General features: G+C 67.8%; 15 protein-coding genes. 8 read left to right on the forward strand and 7 right to left on the reverse strand.

What is annotated here, in order from left to right; genetic code table 11:
* Positions 1-13 precede the first annotated feature (13 nt).
* The gene (locus tag ACAM54_RS26225) at positions 14-1,345 is read left to right on the forward strand and encodes an amidase (RefSeq protein ID WP_369651858.1); all 1,332 of its coding nucleotides are present in this window, start codon (positions 14-16) and stop codon (positions 1,343-1,345) included.
* Between the two features lie 234 nt (positions 1,346-1,579).
* Here ACAM54_RS26225 and ACAM54_RS26230 read toward each other — a convergent pair whose 3' ends face one another.
* The gene (locus tag ACAM54_RS26230; protein WP_369651876.1) at positions 1,580-1,750 is read right to left on the reverse strand and encodes a hypothetical protein; all 171 of its coding nucleotides are present in this window, start codon (positions 1,748-1,750) and stop codon (positions 1,580-1,582) included.
* On the opposite strand from ACAM54_RS26230, the gene ACAM54_RS26235 reads away from it, so the two are divergent.
* On the forward strand, positions 1,686-4,565 hold the full coding sequence (locus ACAM54_RS26235) for a hypothetical protein (protein WP_369651806.1): 2,880 nt from the start codon (positions 1,686-1,688) through the stop codon (positions 4,563-4,565). The two genes, ACAM54_RS26230 and ACAM54_RS26235, sit on opposite strands and share 65 nt — an antisense overlap.
* 108 nt (positions 4,566-4,673) lie before the next feature.
* Here ACAM54_RS26235 and ACAM54_RS26240 read toward each other — a convergent pair whose 3' ends face one another.
* Both ACAM54_RS26240 and ACAM54_RS26245 read right to left on the reverse strand, forming a co-directional pair.
* A complete protein-coding gene (locus ACAM54_RS26240) occupies positions 4,674-5,048 on the reverse strand; it encodes a hypothetical protein (RefSeq protein ID WP_225612954.1) in 375 nt (124 codons plus the stop codon).
* Positions 5,049-5,070: 22 nt separating this feature from the next.
* Positions 5,071-5,475 (reverse strand): LysR substrate-binding domain-containing protein, encoded by a 405-nt coding sequence (locus ACAM54_RS26245; RefSeq protein WP_225612953.1) that lies wholly within the window; start codon positions 5,473-5,475, stop codon positions 5,071-5,073.
* A 345-nt stretch (positions 5,476-5,820) separates the two neighbouring features.
* Between ACAM54_RS26245 and ACAM54_RS26250 the strand changes: the two genes are divergently transcribed.
* The 4 genes from ACAM54_RS26250 to ACAM54_RS26265 all read left to right on the forward strand — a co-directional run bounded on the left by ACAM54_RS26250 (position 5,821) and on the right by ACAM54_RS26265 (position 11,353).
* Complete coding sequence (locus tag ACAM54_RS26250) at positions 5,821-7,218, forward strand: dicarboxylate/amino acid:cation symporter (RefSeq protein ID WP_225612952.1); 1,398 nt, start codon at positions 5,821-5,823, stop codon at positions 7,216-7,218.
* A 69-nt stretch (positions 7,219-7,287) separates the two neighbouring features.
* A complete protein-coding gene (gene phbB, locus ACAM54_RS26255) occupies positions 7,288-8,043 on the forward strand; it encodes an acetoacetyl-CoA reductase (protein ID WP_145746839.1) in 756 nt (251 codons plus the stop codon).
* A gap of 110 nt (positions 8,044-8,153) precedes the next feature.
* Positions 8,154-9,989 carry an ATP-binding protein gene (locus tag ACAM54_RS26260; RefSeq protein ID WP_192324270.1) on the forward strand — a complete coding sequence of 612 codons (1,836 nt, stop codon included), beginning with the start codon at positions 8,154-8,156 and terminating at the stop codon, positions 9,987-9,989.
* Positions 9,986-11,353 carry a sigma-54 dependent transcriptional regulator gene (locus ACAM54_RS26265; protein WP_145746841.1) on the forward strand — a complete coding sequence of 456 codons (1,368 nt, stop codon included), beginning with the start codon at positions 9,986-9,988 and terminating at the stop codon, positions 11,351-11,353. The genes ACAM54_RS26260 and ACAM54_RS26265 overlap by 4 nt, the downstream gene beginning before the upstream one ends.
* A 57-nt stretch (positions 11,354-11,410) precedes the next feature.
* On the opposite strand, the gene ACAM54_RS26270 is transcribed toward ACAM54_RS26265, so the two are convergent.
* Genes ACAM54_RS26270 through ACAM54_RS26285 form a run of 4 tightly spaced genes read right to left on the reverse strand, consistent with a single transcriptional unit; the run spans position 11,411 to position 14,696 of the window.
* Positions 11,411-12,628 carry an NAD(P)/FAD-dependent oxidoreductase gene (locus ACAM54_RS26270; protein ID WP_369651805.1) on the reverse strand — a complete coding sequence of 406 codons (1,218 nt, stop codon included), beginning with the start codon at positions 12,626-12,628 and terminating at the stop codon, positions 11,411-11,413.
* Positions 12,629-12,632: 4 nt separating this feature from the next.
* Positions 12,633-12,950 (reverse strand): non-heme iron oxygenase ferredoxin subunit, encoded by a 318-nt coding sequence (locus ACAM54_RS26275; RefSeq protein WP_145746843.1) that lies wholly within the window; start codon positions 12,948-12,950, stop codon positions 12,633-12,635.
* Between the two features lie 8 nt (positions 12,951-12,958).
* Positions 12,959-13,429: an aromatic-ring-hydroxylating dioxygenase subunit beta gene (locus ACAM54_RS26280; RefSeq protein ID WP_192324266.1), complete on the reverse strand. Its 471-nt coding sequence runs from the start codon at positions 13,427-13,429 to the stop codon at positions 12,959-12,961.
* Position 13,430: 1 nt separating this feature from the next.
* Complete coding sequence (locus ACAM54_RS26285) at positions 13,431-14,696, reverse strand: aromatic ring-hydroxylating dioxygenase subunit alpha (protein ID WP_192324264.1); 1,266 nt, start codon at positions 14,694-14,696, stop codon at positions 13,431-13,433.
* A 128-nt stretch (positions 14,697-14,824) separates the two neighbouring features.
* On the opposite strand from ACAM54_RS26285, the gene ACAM54_RS26290 reads away from it, so the two are divergent.
* Both ACAM54_RS26290 and ACAM54_RS26295 read left to right on the forward strand, forming a co-directional pair.
* A complete protein-coding gene (locus ACAM54_RS26290; RefSeq protein ID WP_192324262.1) occupies positions 14,825-15,739 on the forward strand; it encodes a LysR family transcriptional regulator in 915 nt (304 codons plus the stop codon).
* 87 nt (positions 15,740-15,826) lie between these two features.
* Positions 15,827-16,537: a gamma-glutamylcyclotransferase gene (locus tag ACAM54_RS26295; RefSeq protein ID WP_192324260.1), complete on the forward strand. Its 711-nt coding sequence runs from the start codon at positions 15,827-15,829 to the stop codon at positions 16,535-16,537.
* Positions 16,538-16,545 lie beyond the last annotated feature (8 nt).

A 16,545-nucleotide genomic window follows, 5' to 3' on the forward strand; every position in this document is an offset into this window, starting at 1 on the left:
GGCCGCCGCCGGCATGGACATCGCCACGCTGCGCGGGCGCATTGCGCGCGGCGAGGTGTCGCATGAAGCCGTGGTGGCGCGGGCGCTCGAAGACTCCGAAGCGCCGGCCGCACAGCACGTGTTCACCAAGCGCTACGCGCAAGCGGCGCTGGCCGCCGCGCGCCATGCCGATGCGGCGCAGCGCGCCGGCGTCGTGCTGCCCGCGCTGGCCGGACTGCCCGTCACGGTCAAGGACCTCTATGACGTGGCGGGCGAAACCACCATGGCCGGCTCGGTCGTGTGCGAAGGCGAACCCGCAGCGTTGGCCGACGCCGTGGCCGTGGCCCGCCTGCGCAGCACCGGCGCGGCGATCATCGGCAAGACCAACATGACCGAGTTCGCCTTCTCCGGCGTCGGCATCAACCCGCACCATGGCACGCCGCGCAATCCCGCGGATGCCGCCGTGGCGCGCATCCCCGGTGGCTCGTCGTCGGGTGCCGCGGTGTCGGTCGCACTGGGCCTTGCCGTGGCGGGTCTGGGCTCCGACACCGGCGGCTCCATCCGCATTCCTGCGGCGCTGTGCGGCCTCGTCGGCTTCAAGAGCACCCAGGCTCGCGTGCCGCGCACCGGGGCCTTCGAGCTTGCGCGCTCGCTCGATACCGTGTGCGCCATGACGCGCAGCGTGGCCGATTGCCTCGTCGTCGATGCCGCCATCGCCGGCACCCCGCTCGCGGTGCGCCGGCGCCCGCTGCAGGGCCTGCGCCTGGCGGTGCCGCGCACGCTCATGTTCGACGGCATCGAGCCGGCCGTGGCGCAGGCCTTCGACCGTGCGGTGAGCGCGCTGTCGGCGGCGGGCGCCATCGTGGTCGACACCACGCTCGCAGAACTGGCCGAGATCGCGGGGATCAACGCGCCGGGCGGCTTCTCGCCCGTCGAGGCATCGGCCGTGCATCGCGCGCGCATCGGTGCGCAGCGCGAGCGCTTCGACCCGCGGGTCGCGGCCCGCGTGGACCTTGGCATGTCGGTCGGCGCCGCCGACTACCTCCTGATGCAGGACCGCCGCCGCGACTGGATCGGCCGCGTCGAAGCGGCGCTCGAAGGTTTCGACGCCTTGCTCTGCCCCACCGTGCCGATCGTCGCGCCGGCCATCGACGCGCTCGCGGCCGACGCCGAATTCTTCAAGGCCAACGGCCTGCTGCTGCGCAACACCTTCGCCATCAACTTCCTCGATGGCTGCGCCTTCAGCCTGCCGTGCCACCGCGAAGGTGAACTGCCGGTGGGGCTGATGCTCTCTTCCGTGTGCGGGGACGACGCGCGGCTGGCGGCGGTTGCGCTGGCGGCGGAGGAGGCGTTGGCCGACTGCTGATGTCCCGGCCGGATTCCGTGCCGTGTTACGTGGTACGCGACCCCCCACGTAACGTAGCAACAGCCAAAAGCTTGGGCGTCCGTGACGAACGGCGGTAGTTTCGCGGCACGAACGAACAGCCAAAAATCCTTACGATTCAACGACTTGCGATTAATCGCAGGAGGTCTCTCCGGAATGGACGGGCAGTGGCACGCATGTTGCCCCCTATGACCATCCAATCAACGAGGAGGCCTCTCACATGACCGCGTCGCAGACATCGATTCCATCCACTTCCGGAGCCGTCAACAACGACGTTGCACCGGTGGTCATCGCCCAAGCCACGGTGACCCCCATCGCTCCGATGGGATCGTCCACAGTGCCGCCGGTCGCCGCCTCCGCGCCGTCCAGCATCGGATCGCTTTCCAATGCCACTCCCGGCACAGCGCTGATCCGCGACGGCGTCCGGATCCCCGTGGACGGCAGCCACGCCCTTCTCACCGGCGACCGCGTGCTGGTCCCCGAAGGCGGCCAGGCCGAAGTGCTGTTTCCGGGTTCGCCTTCCAACAAGGCGCCGCTGGCCGGCGTCTTTACCGGCGGCACCGACGCGACGCTCGGATCGACCAAGCTGCCGGGCGGCCTCGAGCAGGTGAACGTCGACGTTGCCTCGGGCGACCTCAAGATCACGCCGCCTGACAACGATGCGGACGCAGCAGCTGTCGCAGTCACGAAGGCGCACACCGGTGCAGCCGGCATCGGCCTGGGCGAGTTCGCCCTCGGCGCACTCGGCGCAGTCGCGCTCGGCGCGGCATTGGGTGGCGGTGGCGGCAGCGACGGTGGAACGGTTCCGTTCTTCCTTGGCAGCGGGGGCGGTACGGGGGGCGGTCTTGATGATGGTGACAGCGACAGCGACAGCGATGCTGATGCTGATGCTGATGCTGATGCTGATGCTGATGCTGATGCTGATGCTGATGCTGATGCTGATGCTGATGCCGATGCCGATGCTGATGCCGATGCCGACGCCGACGCCGACGCCGACGCCGACGCCGACGCCGACGCCGATGCCGATGCCGATGCCGATGCCGATGCCGATGCGGATGCGGATGCGGATGCGGATGCGGATGCGGATGCGGATGCCGATGCCGATGCCGATGCCGATGCGGACGCTGATGCCGATGCCGATGCGGATGCCGATGCGGACGCTGATGCTGATGCTGATGCTGATGCTGATGCTGATGCTGATGCTGATGCTGATGCTGATGCTGATGCTGATGCTGATGCTGATGCTGATGCTGATGCCGATGCCGATGCGGACGCTGATGCTGATGCTGATGCTGATGCTGATGCTGATGCTGATGCTGATGCCGATGCCGATGCCGATGCCGATGCGGACGCAGACGCAGACGCAGACGCCGACGCCGACGCTGACGCCGATGCCGATGCCGATGCCGATGCCGATGCCGATGCCGATGCCGATGCCGATGCAGACGCAGACGCAGACGCAGACGGCGATCACCTGCTCGATCCGGGCGATGACCTCACCGGCGGCTTGATCGGCGCGACGGACGACAACCTGGGCCTGGGTGGTTCACTCACGCCGGTGCCGGGCGTCATCGACGGCACGACCGACCTGATCGATGACATCGTGTCACCGATCCTGGGCGAGGAGTTCACGCGGGACGATCCGAACCAGTTCGATCCGGTGGACGACTTCACCGAGACCGTGGTCGACAGCGTGGACGGCGTGGCAGCGCCCATCGTCGACGCCCTGCTGGGCGAAGGCGCCACCGATGCACTGGTCGGCCAGGTCGACCACGTCACCGACGCACTTCAGAATGGCCTGGACAACCTGGTGGGCGAGAACGGCATCCTGAGCGGGGCGACGACGGCGCTCGGCCTCGATGGCGTCATTGACGACCTGGTGGGCGACGGCGGCGTGGTCGGCGACCTCGTCGAAGGCGTGCTTGGCCAGGACAGCCTCGTCAGCGGCCTGATGGAGGAAGATGGACTGGTGGGTGGGCTCCTCGCCGAAGACGGCCTGGTCGGCAACCTCCTGGGTGAAGACAGCGCCGTCGGCGGGCTGCTCGGCAACGCGCTGAGCGACGAAGGCATCGTTGGCGGACTCCTGGGCGAAGACGGCGCGCTGGGCGGGCTGCTCGGCGGTCCGTTGGGCGAGGAAGGCCTGCTCGGTGGACTGCTCGGCGGCGACGGTGCCCTCGGCGGCCTCCTTGGCGACGGCCTGGTCGGTGGCTTGCTGGGCGGAGAAGGCACGCTGGCCGGCGTGCTCGGCAGCGAAGGTCTGACCGGTAGCTTGCTCGGCCAGGACGGCGTGGTGGACAACCTGCTCGGCACGGACGGCGTCGTGGGCGGCCTGATCGAAGACAGCCCGCTCGGTGGCCTGCTGGGCGGCGAGGACGGCTTGGTCGGCAACCTGCTCGGTGGCGATCTCCTGGGCGGTGACCTGCTCGGCGGTGATCTGCTCGATGGGGTCCTCGGCGAGGACGGCTTGGTCGGCAACCTGCTCGGCGGCGATCTCCTGGGTGGCGACTTGCTTGGCGGCGATCTGCTCGACGGCGTGCTGGGTGAAGACGGCCTGGTCGGCAACCTGCTCGGTGGTGACCTCCTGGGTGGCGACTTGCTCGGCGGCGACCTGCTCGACGGCGTGCTGGGCGAGGACGGCCTCGTCGGCAACCTGCTCGGTGGCGACCTCCTGGGTGGCGACCTGCTCGGTGGTGATCTGCTGGGTGGCGTACTGGGCGAAGACGGCCTGGTCGGCAACCTGCTCGGTGGCGACCTCCTGGGTGGCGACTTGCTCGGAGGCGACCTGCTCGATGGCGTGCTGGGCGAAGACGGCCTGGTCGGCAACCTGCTCGGTGGCGACCTCCTGGGTGGTGATCTGCTTGGCGGTGACCTGCTCGGCGGCGTACTGGGTGAAGACGGCCTGGTCGACAACCTGCTCGGTGGCGATCTCCTGGGTGGTGATCTGCTTGGCGGTGACCTGCTGGGTGGCGTGCTGGGTGAAGACGACCTGGCCGGCAACCTGGTCGGTGGCGATCTCCTGGGCGGTGATCTGCTCGGCGGTGACCTGCTGGGTGGCGTGCTGGGTGAAGACGGCCTGGTCGGCAACCTGCTTGGCGGCGACCTCCTGGGAGGGACCATCGCTCCGATCACCAGCCAGGTCGATCAAGGGCTCGGCGGCAGCGGAACGCCGGTTGCCAGCATCCTGGACAGCCTGCTGGGCTGATCGATGATCCGGCCACCGTCCTTCGTCGAGAGGGGCGGTGGTGGACGCTTCTGAAAAGAAGGGACGGGCCTTCGCGGCCTGTCCCGGACAAGCCCGCGCAGATCCGGCTCAGCGCAACGCTGCTGCCGGATCTGCGCGGCGCACTTCCATCACGCCATGGCCGGTGGCCTGCTCGTAGACCGACGGCACGCGCGTGACCAGGTGCAGCAGGATGCGCGGCGCGCCGGTCTTGATGGACCATCGCAACAGGATGCCGGCCGCCACCAGCGGCCCGCCGACCCACGGATGCCCGGCCAGCGCCACGGCGATGCCCGGGCCGATGAGGGCAATCGCCAGCGGCATGGCGTACGTTCGTTGTGACACGAAGGCCGCTGCCAGCGCCGGATTGACGATGACGCGAAAACGCCCCTGCGGAAGGCCTTGGCGAAATTCCTCGAAGGGAACGTATTCGGCACTGTCCTGCATGTCGCTCTGATGGTTCATGCGCTGCATTCTGACGCGGTGTTCAGCCGCCCCCGGCCTGCTTCAGCGATGCGGCGACCCGTTCGACCATCCGCTTGCCGAGCACCGACGGCGCGAAGCCCTCGTGCGTGAGCGCGAAGATGCCCAGCGATGGGTTGACGATGGGCCGGAAGTCCAGCTCGCCGCTGCGATGGGCGCGCGCCGTCAGGTCGTCCACGATCGCGACACCGGCGCCGCAGGCCGCCAGCGCGCAGGCCATCTGCCCGGAGCGTACGTCGATCGATGACGCCGCCTCCGCCTGGCTGCCCGCGCACCAGTCAGCAATGATGCGGCCCTGCGGCGTGCCCCGGCTGAACGAGATCAGGCGCTCATTCAGCACATCGCGGGGGCGCAGCACTTGCTCCCACCGGCGGCCTTGCGGGTGCCTTCGTCGCACCGGACATCCCATGCGGACGAATGCCAGGGTTTACCCCAATCATCGGTCCGGCGATTCGGACAGCCTCGTCGCCGCGCAGCCGGATCGTCGTCAGGCCCTCCATTTCATTCCCGCCTCGTTCCCCATGAAATCAACGACTTAGCGGGCCCTGCGCGCCACGCGCCGCGTGGCACATCGATTGCTCTGTACCAGGGCCGGCCGCATCGCCCGATGCAGGTCCCGGCCATGACACAGGAGACAAACCGATGAGCACCATGGGTGACCTTGACCCCCCGGACACCGGCGAACGGGTTGACGCGCTCACGCCCAACGTCGATGCCAACTCGCACCGCAATGCGGCCTGACGAGGGTGCGGCCATGAACGACACCGTGACGCCGCCAGCGTCTGAAATTTTCCAGGAGACTCCCGTGGACCAACCATCCGCCGCCCCCAAGCCCTTCTACAAATCGCTCTACTTCCAGGTCATCACCGCCATCGTGCTCGGGGTGCTGCTGGGGCACTTCTATCCCGACACCGGGGCATCGATGAAGCCGCTGGGCGACGGCTTCATCAAGCTCATCAAGATGATCATCGCGCCGATCATCTTCTGCACCGTGGTGGTCGGCATCGCCGGCATGGAAGACATGAAGAAGGTCGGCAAGACCGGCGGGCTGGCGCTCCTGTACTTCGAGATCGTGAGCAGCATCGCGCTGGTGGTGGGGCTGGTCATCATCAACATCGTGCGTCCTGGCGCCGGCATGAACGTCGACGTGAGCCAGCTCGACGCCAAGAGCATCGCGGCCTACACCGGTCCCGGAAAGATGCAGAGCACCACCGACTTCCTGCTCAACGTCATCCCCAGCACGGTGGTCGACGCCTTCGCCAAGGGCGAGATCCTGCAGGTGCTGCTGATCGCGGTGATGTTCGGTTTCGCGCTGCACAAGTTCGGCGGACGCGGCACGCTGGTGTTCGACGTGATCGAGAAGGGCTCGCATGTGCTCTTCGTGATCGTGGGCTACATCATGAAGGTCGCGCCCATCGGCGCCTTCGGTGCCATGGCCTTCACCATCGGCAAGTACGGGGTGAGCTCGCTGCTGCAGCTGGGCCAGCTGATGGCCACCTTCTATGCCACCTGCCTGTTCTTCATCTTCGTGGTGCTGGGGCTCATTGCGCGGGCGCACGGCTTCAGCATCTGGAAGTTCATCAAGTACATCAAGGAAGAACTGCTGATCGTGCTGGGCACCTCGTCCTCGGAGTCGGTGCTGCCGCGCATGATGGCCAAGCTGGAGAACCTGGGCGCGAAGAAGTCGGTGGTCGGCCTGGTGGTGCCCACGGGCTACTCGTTCAACCTGGACGGCACCTCGATCTACCTGACGATGGCGGCGGTGTTCATCGCGCAGGCGACCAACACCGACATGACGCTCACGCAGCAGCTCACGCTGCTGGCCGTGCTGCTGCTCACCTCGAAGGGTGCGGCGGGCGTCACGGGCAGCGGCTTCATCGTGCTGGCGGCCACGCTCTCGGCCGTCGGCCACGTGCCGGTGGCGGGCCTGGCGTTGATCCTGGGCATCGACCGCTTCATGTCGGAAGCCCGCGCGCTGACCAACCTGATCGGCAACGGCGTGGCCACGGTGGTGGTCGCCAAGTGGACCAATGACCTGGACACCGTCCGCATGAAGCGCATGCTGGACAACGAGACCCCGGCCGAGGCCGACGCGCCCGAGGCGGTGCTGGACAAGGTCGAGACCCACATGCCGGTGGCCCAGCCGCACTGAGGCGTGGCACTCGCGGTGGAACGCGCCTGAACGGGTTTCTTGTCACACAACGCACCAAGGAGAAAGCAGATGAGCGAGAGCAAGCAGCAACACGTGGTCCTGGTCACCGGCGGCATGGGCGGCCTGGGCGAGACGATCTCCACCAAGATGGTCGATGCGGGCTACAAGCTCGCGGTGACTTACTCGCCGGGCAACAAGTCGCACGCCGAATGGGTGGCCCAGATGGCGTCGCGCGGCTACCAGATCCTGGCCGTTCCCTGCGACGTGGCCGACTACGACTCGTGTGCACGGGCGGTGGGCCAGGTGCAGGAGGCCCTGGGCCCGGTCGACGTGCTGGTCAACAACGCCGGCATCACGCGCGACATGACCTTCAAGAAGATGGACCAGATCAACTGGAACGCCGTGCTGCGCACCAACCTCGACAGCCTGTTCAACATGAGCAAGCAGGTGGCCGACGGCATGGTGGAGCGGGGCTGGGGCCGCATCATCAACGTGTCGTCGGTGAACGGCTCGAAGGGCGCGTTCGGCCAGACCAACTACTCGGCCGCCAAGGCCGGCGTGCACGGGTTCACCAAGGCGCTGGCACTCGAAGTGGCGAAGAAGGGCGTGACGGTGAACACCATCTCGCCCGGCTACATCGGCACCAAGATGGTCACTGCCATTCCGAAGGAAGTGCTCGACAGCAAGATCCTGCCGCACATCCCGGTGGGGCGCCTCGGCAAGCCCGAGGAAGTGGCGGGGCTGATCATCTATCTCGCATCGGAGGAGGCGGCTTTCGTGACCGGTGCCAACATTGCCATCAACGGCGGCCAGCACATGCAGTGACCGATGACGCCGTGCCCGAACCCGCCCTGGGCCTGGATGAAACCGTCCGTGACACCCGCCACCGGGCAGCCACTGATGCGGCGTTCACGGCCTTGTGCAATAACGGGTTCATGATTCCACGGCAGCCGGCACTGCACTTCGACTTGCCTTCCCACAGCCCGAGACGGTGGCGCGGCCTGCCGCGCTGGTGCGGCGCACTGGCGCTGGTGGCCGCGGCCGCCTTTGCGGGGCATCACTTCGCCATGCAGAACGGCCTCGCGCGGCTGAGCGAGGCGGCCGACCACCGGCTCGACATGCTTGCCACAGGGCTCGATGCCGACCTGGCCCGTTTCGAGTACCTGCCCGCGCTGCTGGAGATGACGCCCATCGTCCCCGCACTGCTCGGCACGCCCTCGGATGCACCGCTGCGCGATGCGGTCAACCGCTACCTCGACGGCGTCAACGCCGCCGCCGGCGCAGAAATGCTCTACGTGCTGGACTCGGCCGGCACCTCGCTGGCCGCTTCCGACTGGAACCGGCCCGGCACCACCGTTGGCCAGGACCTGTCGTTCCGGCCCTACGTGATCGATGCGCTGGGGCAGGGCAAGGGCCGCTTCTACGGCGTCGGCATCACCAGCCGCAAGCCCGGCTACTACCTCTCGTATGCCTTGCGCCGCGGCCAGCCCTCGCGCGGCGTGGTCGCCGTGAAGGTGAACCTGGAGGAATCCGAACGCGCCTGGCGCAAGCTGCCGGGCGACGTGGCGCTGATCGACCAGCGCGGCGTGGTGATCCTCGCCACCCGCGAAGACCTCAAGTTCCGGCCGATGCTGCCGCTCGACGCCCAGCAGCGGGCCGAGGTGCAGCGCTCGCGCCCCTACGGCGAGGCCGGCCTGCAGCCGCTGCAATGGACGCTGAAGGAGACGCTGGCGCGCGATGTGAGGGTCATCGCGCTCGACGGCATCGACCAGCTGGCCTCCACGCGCTCGCTGCGCGGTGCGCCGTGGCAGCTGATGGCGCTCGACGACCTGGCGCCGGTGCGCGTGGGCGCGCGCAACGCCGCCATCACCGCGAGCCTCGCAATGGCGGTGCTGTTGCTGGTGGCCGTGACGCTGTGGCAGCGCCGCCGCGCCGTGCGGCAGAAACTGGCCAACCAGGCGGCGCTGCAGGCGGCGCACGACACGCTCGAGTCGACCGTGGTGGCGCGCACCGCACAGCTGCGCGCCGCCCAGGGCGAGCTGGTGCATGCCGGCAAGATGGCGGCGCTGGGCCAGATGTCGGCCGGCGTGGTGCACGAACTGAACCAGCCGCTCACCGCGATGCGCACGCTCTCGGAGAGCGCCGCCATCCTGCTCGACAAGAACCGCCTGGACGACGTGCGTGGCAACCTGCAGCGCATCCGGGACATGGTCGACCGCCTGGCGCGCCTGACCTCGCAGCTCAAGACCTTCGCGCACAAGAGCGAACTTCCGCTCGCGGCGGTGCCGGTGGCGCGAGCCGTGGCCGACGCGCAGGCCATCGTGGCCGAGGCCATCAAGAAGAACGGCGTCGCCTTCGAAGTCGACGTGCAGCCCGCGGCGCTGAGCGTGATGGCCGAAGAGGCCGCGCTGGGCAGCGTGCTCGTCAACCTGATGCGCAACGCCATCGACGCCATGCAGGCCTCGCCCCGGCGCAGGCTGCGGCTCGAGGCGCGGCCGCAAGAGGGCCGGGTGCTGCTGCGGGTGAACGACACCGGACCGGGCATTCCATCCCACATCCTGCCGCGCCTGTTCGAGCCCTTCGTCAGCAGCAAGCCGGCCGGCACGGGCCTCGGGCTCGGGCTCGCGATCTCGGCACAATTGGTGCGCGCCATGGACGGCACGCTGCGTGCGGCCAACCTGCCGGAAGGCGGCGCCTCCTTCATCGCCGACCTTCCGGCCGCCGTGCAGGCCGTTCTTATTCCCACCCCCACAGGAGTGATCAACAAGTGAGCGAAGCCCCTGCCATCCGGGTGATGCTGGTCGAGGACGACGAAGACGTCCGCATCAGCACGACCCAGGTGCTGACCCTGGCCGGTTTCGAGGTCGAATCCTTTGCGAGCGTCGAACGCGCGCGCAGCCACATCAGCTTCGGCGTGCCGGCCATCGTGGTCTGCGACGTGCGCCTGCCAGGCCTGAGCGGCGCCGAATGGCTGCCCGAGCTGCACGGCATCGATGCCGAGCTGCCCGTGATCCTGGTCACCGGCCACGGCCATATCGCGATGGCGGTGCAGGCCATGCGCGAGGGCGCCTACGACTTCATCGAGAAGCCCTTCAGCTCCGAGCGGCTGGTGGCCATCGTGCGCCACGCCATCGAGCGCCGGCAGCTTTCGCTGCAGGTGCGCGCGCTGCGCGATGCGCTGGAGAACTGGAACGGCATCCAGTCGGTGCTGATCGGCCGGTCGGCCCAGATGCAGCTGGTGCGCCGCACCGTGATGACGCTCGCCGAAACCTCGGCCGACGTGCTGGTCTACGGCGAAACCGGCACCGGCAAGGAACTCGTCGCGCGCTGCCTGCACGAGCACAGCGAACGCCGCCGCCAGCATTTCGTTCCGCTCAACTGCGGCGGCCTGCCCGAGGCGCTGGCCGAGAGCGAGCTGTTCGGCCACGAGGCCGGCGCCTTCACCAGCGCCAACCGCGTGCGCGTGGGCAAGTTCGAATATGCCAATGGCGGCACGCTCTTCCTCGACGAGATCGAGAGCATGCCGATGGCCGTGCAGATCAAGCTGCTGCGCGCGCTGCAGGAGCGCAGCATCGAGCGCATCGGCTCCAACAAGGCCATTGCCTTCGACTGCCGCGTGGTGGCCGCAAGCAAGGAGGACCTGAAGGACATGAGCGACCGCCAGAAGTTCAGGGCCGACCTGTACTACCGGCTCGGCGTCGCCTTCATCGAGCTGCCGCCGCTGCGCGAGCGACGCGAAGACATTCCCCTGCTGTTCGAGCACTTCACGCTGCTGGCCGCGAGCCGCTACGGGCGTGCGGCGCCACTGCCCACCAACGCCCAGCTGGCCGACCTGATGGCCTACGCGTGGCCGGGCAACGTGCGCGAGCTGCGCAACGTGGCCGACCGCTTCGTCCTGGGCCTGCTCGGCGAGCGCCTGACGCAGACCCGCGGCACCGGCGAGGGCTTGCCGGCGCTGCCGCGCGCGCTGCCGCAGCAGGTGGAATCCTTCGAGCGCGCGGTGATCGTCGAGGCGCTGCGCAAGCACCAGGGCGACCAGCCGGCCACGGCGGCCTCGCTCGCCATCGCACGGCAGACGCTGCACGACAAGCTGCGCAAGCTCGGCATCGCGGCGGAAGAGTTCAAGTCCCCGTAACCGGCGGGGCGGCTCGGGCCTTGGCGATCGCCCGGCACAGGGACCAGGACCGCGGCCTCAAAGCTTGGCGAGCGGCACCTGCAGGTCGGCGAGCTGCGCGGCATCGACGCGGGTGCGGCGCTCGATCAGCCGCCGCGCAAATCGCAGGTCGCGCGCGGCATTGGGGCCCAGCGCCGCAACGACCTTGCCGGCGTCCAGGAAGAACATCACGAAGCTGCCGGAATTGCGGTCGCCGCGCACGACCACATCGTGTGCCGGCGTGGGCATGCCGAAGATCTGCAGGTTGACCTCGTACTGGTCCGACCAGAACCAGGGCAGCGGCTGGTGGTTCACCGCGATGCCGAGCGCCGCGCGCGCAGCGGCAATGCCCTGCTCCTGGGCGTTCTGCCACGATTCGAGCCGCATCCGGCGCCCCGCCCATTCGCACTGCCATGCAGCCACGTCGCCCGCGGCCAGGATGTCGGGATCGGAGGAGCGGCACTGCGAATCGACCAGCACGCCGCCATCGCATGCCAGGCCAGCCTCGCGCGCGAGCTCGTCGTTGGGGACCAGGCCGACACCGATGAGGACCGCGTCGCATTCGATCTCGCGCCCATCGGTGAATGACGCCGTGAGACCGCCCCGCGCGTTCTGCGCCAGGCGTTCGATGCCGGTGCCGAGCCGGACATCGACGCCGTGCGCGATGTGGAGCTGCAGCAGGTAGCCGGAGATTTCCGGCGGAACGGTGCGCTCGCACAGCCGGCCCATCGCTTCCACGACGGTCACCTCCATGCCTTTCTTGCGGGCCGTCGCAGCCACTTCGAGTCCGATCCAGCCGCCCCCGACGACGAGCAGCCGCTTGCCGGCCAACAGCGCGGCACCGAGCGCCGCCGCATCCTCGATGCTGCGCAAGCTGAAGACGCCGGGCAGGTCCGCGCCCGGGATATCCAGGCGGCGCGCCCGGCCGCCGCTGCAGAGAATCAGCTTGTCGTAGGAAACATGCGCTCCCTGCGTCAGGTGGAGCTGCTTCGCGGCCCGGTCGATGAAGGTCGCGCCGACGTTCGGCCGCCAGTCGATGCGAAGCGCATCGAAGGCTTCCGGTTTCAGCAGGTGGGTCGTGTCCGCCTGCGCGTCCCCGGCGAGCACCGCCTTGGACAGCGGCGGGCGCTCGTAGGGACGATGCGGCTCGTCGCCGACCAGCACCACGCGCCCCGCGAAACCCTCGCTGCGCAGCGTCTGCGCGGCCCAGCCGCCGGCCTGGCCGGCGCCCACGATGGCGATGGTTTCGGTATTCATGAGTTCAACCGAGCGAGAGAAACACCCGGCCCGCATCGATCTTCACCGGGTATGCGCGGATCGCCTCGGTCACGGGCGCGCAGGTCGGCTTTCCATTGCGCACGTCGAACTTGCCCTGGTGCAGCGGGCACTCGATCTCGTGGCCTTCGAGGAAGCCCTCGCACAGGCGCGCATGGCCGTGGGTGCACACGTTGTCGGTCGCGTAGATCTGGCCGTCCACGTTGTACAGCGCGATGTCGCGCCCGCCGACCTGCATGCCGACGACATCGTCGGCGGGTACTTCGTCGACCGCTGCGGCCTCGGTCCATTGGGAATCGCTCATGGCTGGCCTCAGAGGGGATAGATGACGGAGTTGGGGATCATTTCGCTGTCGTAGATGACCTGGCGCGAGGCAAACTTCAGCCCCTCGGCGGTACGCACGACCACATCGATGTAGCGGCCCACATTGAAGACGCTCGAGAGTTCGGACAGCTTGGTGCGGAACACCGCGTAGTTGGCCTCGCACTCGAAGCGGTCCGCCTCGGCCTTCAGCACGAGCGGCGTCCCGACCACGTGGCGCTGGTAGTAGGGGTCGTGGAACAGGGTCTCGCGGATGCCGTAGACGCGGTCCTTCAGCATGCCCTTGCTTTCGAACGACAGCGTGGCCAGCGGAAAGCCGCGCTCGTGGTTCTCGCGCGGCTGCAGGCGGTAGCTGCAGTCGTCCGTGAAGAATTCCGGCCAGAGTTCCCATTGGCCGGAACTCACCGCCTGGGCGTAGCGGGCATAGAGCTGGGTCAGCTCGAAGTAGTCCTGGAAGTTCATCTCAAGCCTCCATGACCTTGCGCCAGTATTCGTACATGCCCCGGATCAGCGTCTCGGTGACCATGTGGTCCGTGTCGCCGACTTCGCGTCCGCCGAGTTCGGCGAGCGTGCGGTGGAAAGGTTTCTGTTCGAAGCCTTTCTGCGAAAGCTCGATCACCTCGCCATCGTCGGCCGAAACGAAGCCCGCCGGTCCGAAGAGATTGGCCTGGCGCAGCCGCCGCAAGGTCATGGCGTCGTCGTCGTCCTCGAAGCCGAAGTGCGTCCAGACGAAATCGAAGGCGCCCGGGCCGCTCGGCTGGATATGCCGGGTCGAGACGCTGTTGACCTGCTGCTGGAAGATCACGCTCGGGAACAGCGTCATCATCACCGCCGTCGGGCCGCGCCACCACGGCTCGGGCACGATGTCCAGGAAGCGGTCGTCGTTGAGCTTCATGCTTTCCTTGAAGCTCGACACCTGTGTGACCTGGTCGGCCTTGCCGCTCGCGCCGCGGGTCGAGATCATCGCGGCGTGGCGGTGATGGCGGTCCATCTTCAGCTCCGACTTGTTGTCGGCGCGCCAGAGCCCGAAGGTGACGAACCAGGTGTGCAGCAGGCCCGGGTGGTACGGGTCCTTGATGTTCTCCTGCATCAGCTTCCAGTTGCCGGGAATGCGCTGGCGGTTGTAGCCGAGGATCGTGAGCTTGCGGCCGTTGAACAGCCGGTCGAAGTAGCCCAGGATTTCCGGGCCCATGAAGTCCTCGAGTGATTCCACCTGTGCATCGAAGGACGCGAACACGACGCCGCCGCGCGTGGCGACCTTGAGCTTGTTGAGGCCGTGCTCGGCCGGCTTGAAGTCGGCCGGCATTCCGCCATTGACCTTGCCGTCCTGCTTCACGCCGCGGCGAAAGGGCACGCCCTGCAGGTCGCCGCCCAGCGAGTAGTTCCACTGGTGATAGGGACAGGTGAACCCGCCGGCCTTGCGGTTGCCATGGCGCTCGCGGCAGAACTGCATGCCCCGGTGCGCGCATACGTTTTCCACCACGCTGATGGAGCCTTCCGCATCCCGGACCATGATCACCGAGCGCTCGCCGATCACCGTGCGCTTGAAGTCGCCGACCTCGGGAATCTCGGCCTCCAAGCCCACGTAGCACCAGTGGCCCCGGTAGAAAAGGCGTTCGAGCTCCTGCCGGTGCTGGTCGGCGTCGGTGTAGGCCATGAAGGGAATGCGGCTCGTGCCCTTGTCTTCCCAGCGGATCTGCTGCGGGAAAACGGCCGATGTGTCGTCCATGTCTTGTCTCCTGTGCGGCCGCGTCGCCTGGGCCGCTCGTCTCGTGGTTCCCAATGATCGGCAGTTCGAGCCTATCGTTCAATAGAATGTGCCGAATAATTCATATAGATTTCGCGAATGGAGACGCGGTGGAGCTCAAGGACATCGACCTCAACCTGCTGGTGGTGTTCAACCAGCTGCTGATCGACCGACGGGTGTCGAAGGCGGCGGCGAATCTGGGCCTCTCGCAGCCCGGCGTGAGCAACGCGCTGGCGCGCCTGCGCAAGCTCACCGACGACCCGCTGTTTCTTCGAACGCCCAAGGGCATGGAACCCACGCCCTTCGCCGAGCAGCTGGCCGCGCCGACCGCGAGCGCCCTGCAGACGATCCATGCCGCCATCAACCAGCGGAGCTCGTTCGAGCCGGCCACGTCGACGCGCGCCTTCACCATCGGCATGACCGACATCGGGGAGATCTATTTCCTGCCCAAGCTGATGAAGGAGCTGGCGCGCGTGGCGCCGGGCCTCTCGATCAGCACCGTTCGCAACACGGCGGTCAATCTCCAGGACGAGATGGAATCCGGCCACGTCACCCTGGCCATCGGCTTGCTGCCGCAGCTCAAGAGCGGCTATTTCCAGCGGCGGCTGTTCAAGCAGCACTACGTCTGCATGTTCCGCCGGGGCCATGCGCTCGACAAGCGCCAGATCTCGCTGGCCGAGTTCTCGAAGGCCGATCACGTGGTCGTGGTCTCGGAGGGAACCGGCCACGGCAAGGCGGATGAGCTTCTCAGCCGCAAGAAGATCGTGCGCAAGGTTGTCCTGACGGTGCCGCACTACGTGGCGGTCGGCCATATCCTGCACGGCTCCGACCTCGTGGCGACGGTGCCCGAGCGGCTCGCCCAGGCCCTGGCCGGTCCGTTCGGCCTGTCCTATGTGCGCCATCCGGCCAGGCTGCCCGAGATTGCGATCAGCCTGTTCTGGCACGGCCGCTATCACCGGGACCCCGCCGTGGCGTGGCTGCGCGCCTTGATCGTGCGGCTTCACGGGGAGGGTGTGCCCGGCTGAAGCGTTCCGTTGAATGTACGTACGTTCACTAAACGACTCCGATGCTATCATCGGACCCTTCCCACAGGACTCCCTGGAGGCTCGCCCATGCGTTATCCCGGCCCGCGCGAGAACGACCGAGATGGATCGAAGGCGGCGATCGAGCCCGTGCGGGTCACCCGCGAAGGGCTCCTCGATGACGCCTTCATGGCGCAGGTCTATGCGCAGCTCCCGGTGGGCGTGCGGCTGCGCACCGCGGAGGAACTGGAAGCGTCCATCGAAGGCGTGCTGTCGCGGCACGATGGCAATGCAGCCGTTCATGTGTTCGGATATGGATCGCTGATGTGGAACCCCGCGGTGGAGCACACCGGCGTGCATCCGGCGAAAGTCCACGGTTGGCACCGCTCCTTCTGCCTGCGCTCGATCGTCGGGCGAGGCTCGCAGGAGCACCCCGGACTGATGCTCGCCCTCGACCGGGGCGGCGCGTGCCAGGGATTGCTGTTGCAGATCGAGCCGCGCAAGGCGCGCGATGAGCTGCGGGTGCTCTGGCGAAGGGAGATGCTGACCGAGGTGTACCAGGCCCGGTGGGTGACCGCCCATGCGGAGGGCCGGCCGGTGCGCGCAATCACCTTTGCGGTCGACCGATCCCATCCACGCTACACGAAGGCGCTCTCCCTGCACGAGATGGCCCGGATGATCAACACGGGAGCGGGCAGCCTCGGCAGCTGCCGCGAGTACTTCGACGCCACGCTTCGAAAGCTCGAGGCGCTCGGCATACGCGACGTGGGGATGGAGCGGCTGCGCAGCGCCGTGGGCTGAAGCCCCAT

Source organism: Variovorax sp. V93, assembly GCF_041154485.1.
In the GTDB taxonomy this organism is placed as follows: Bacteria; Pseudomonadota; Gammaproteobacteria; order Burkholderiales; family Burkholderiaceae_C; genus Variovorax; species Variovorax beijingensis_A.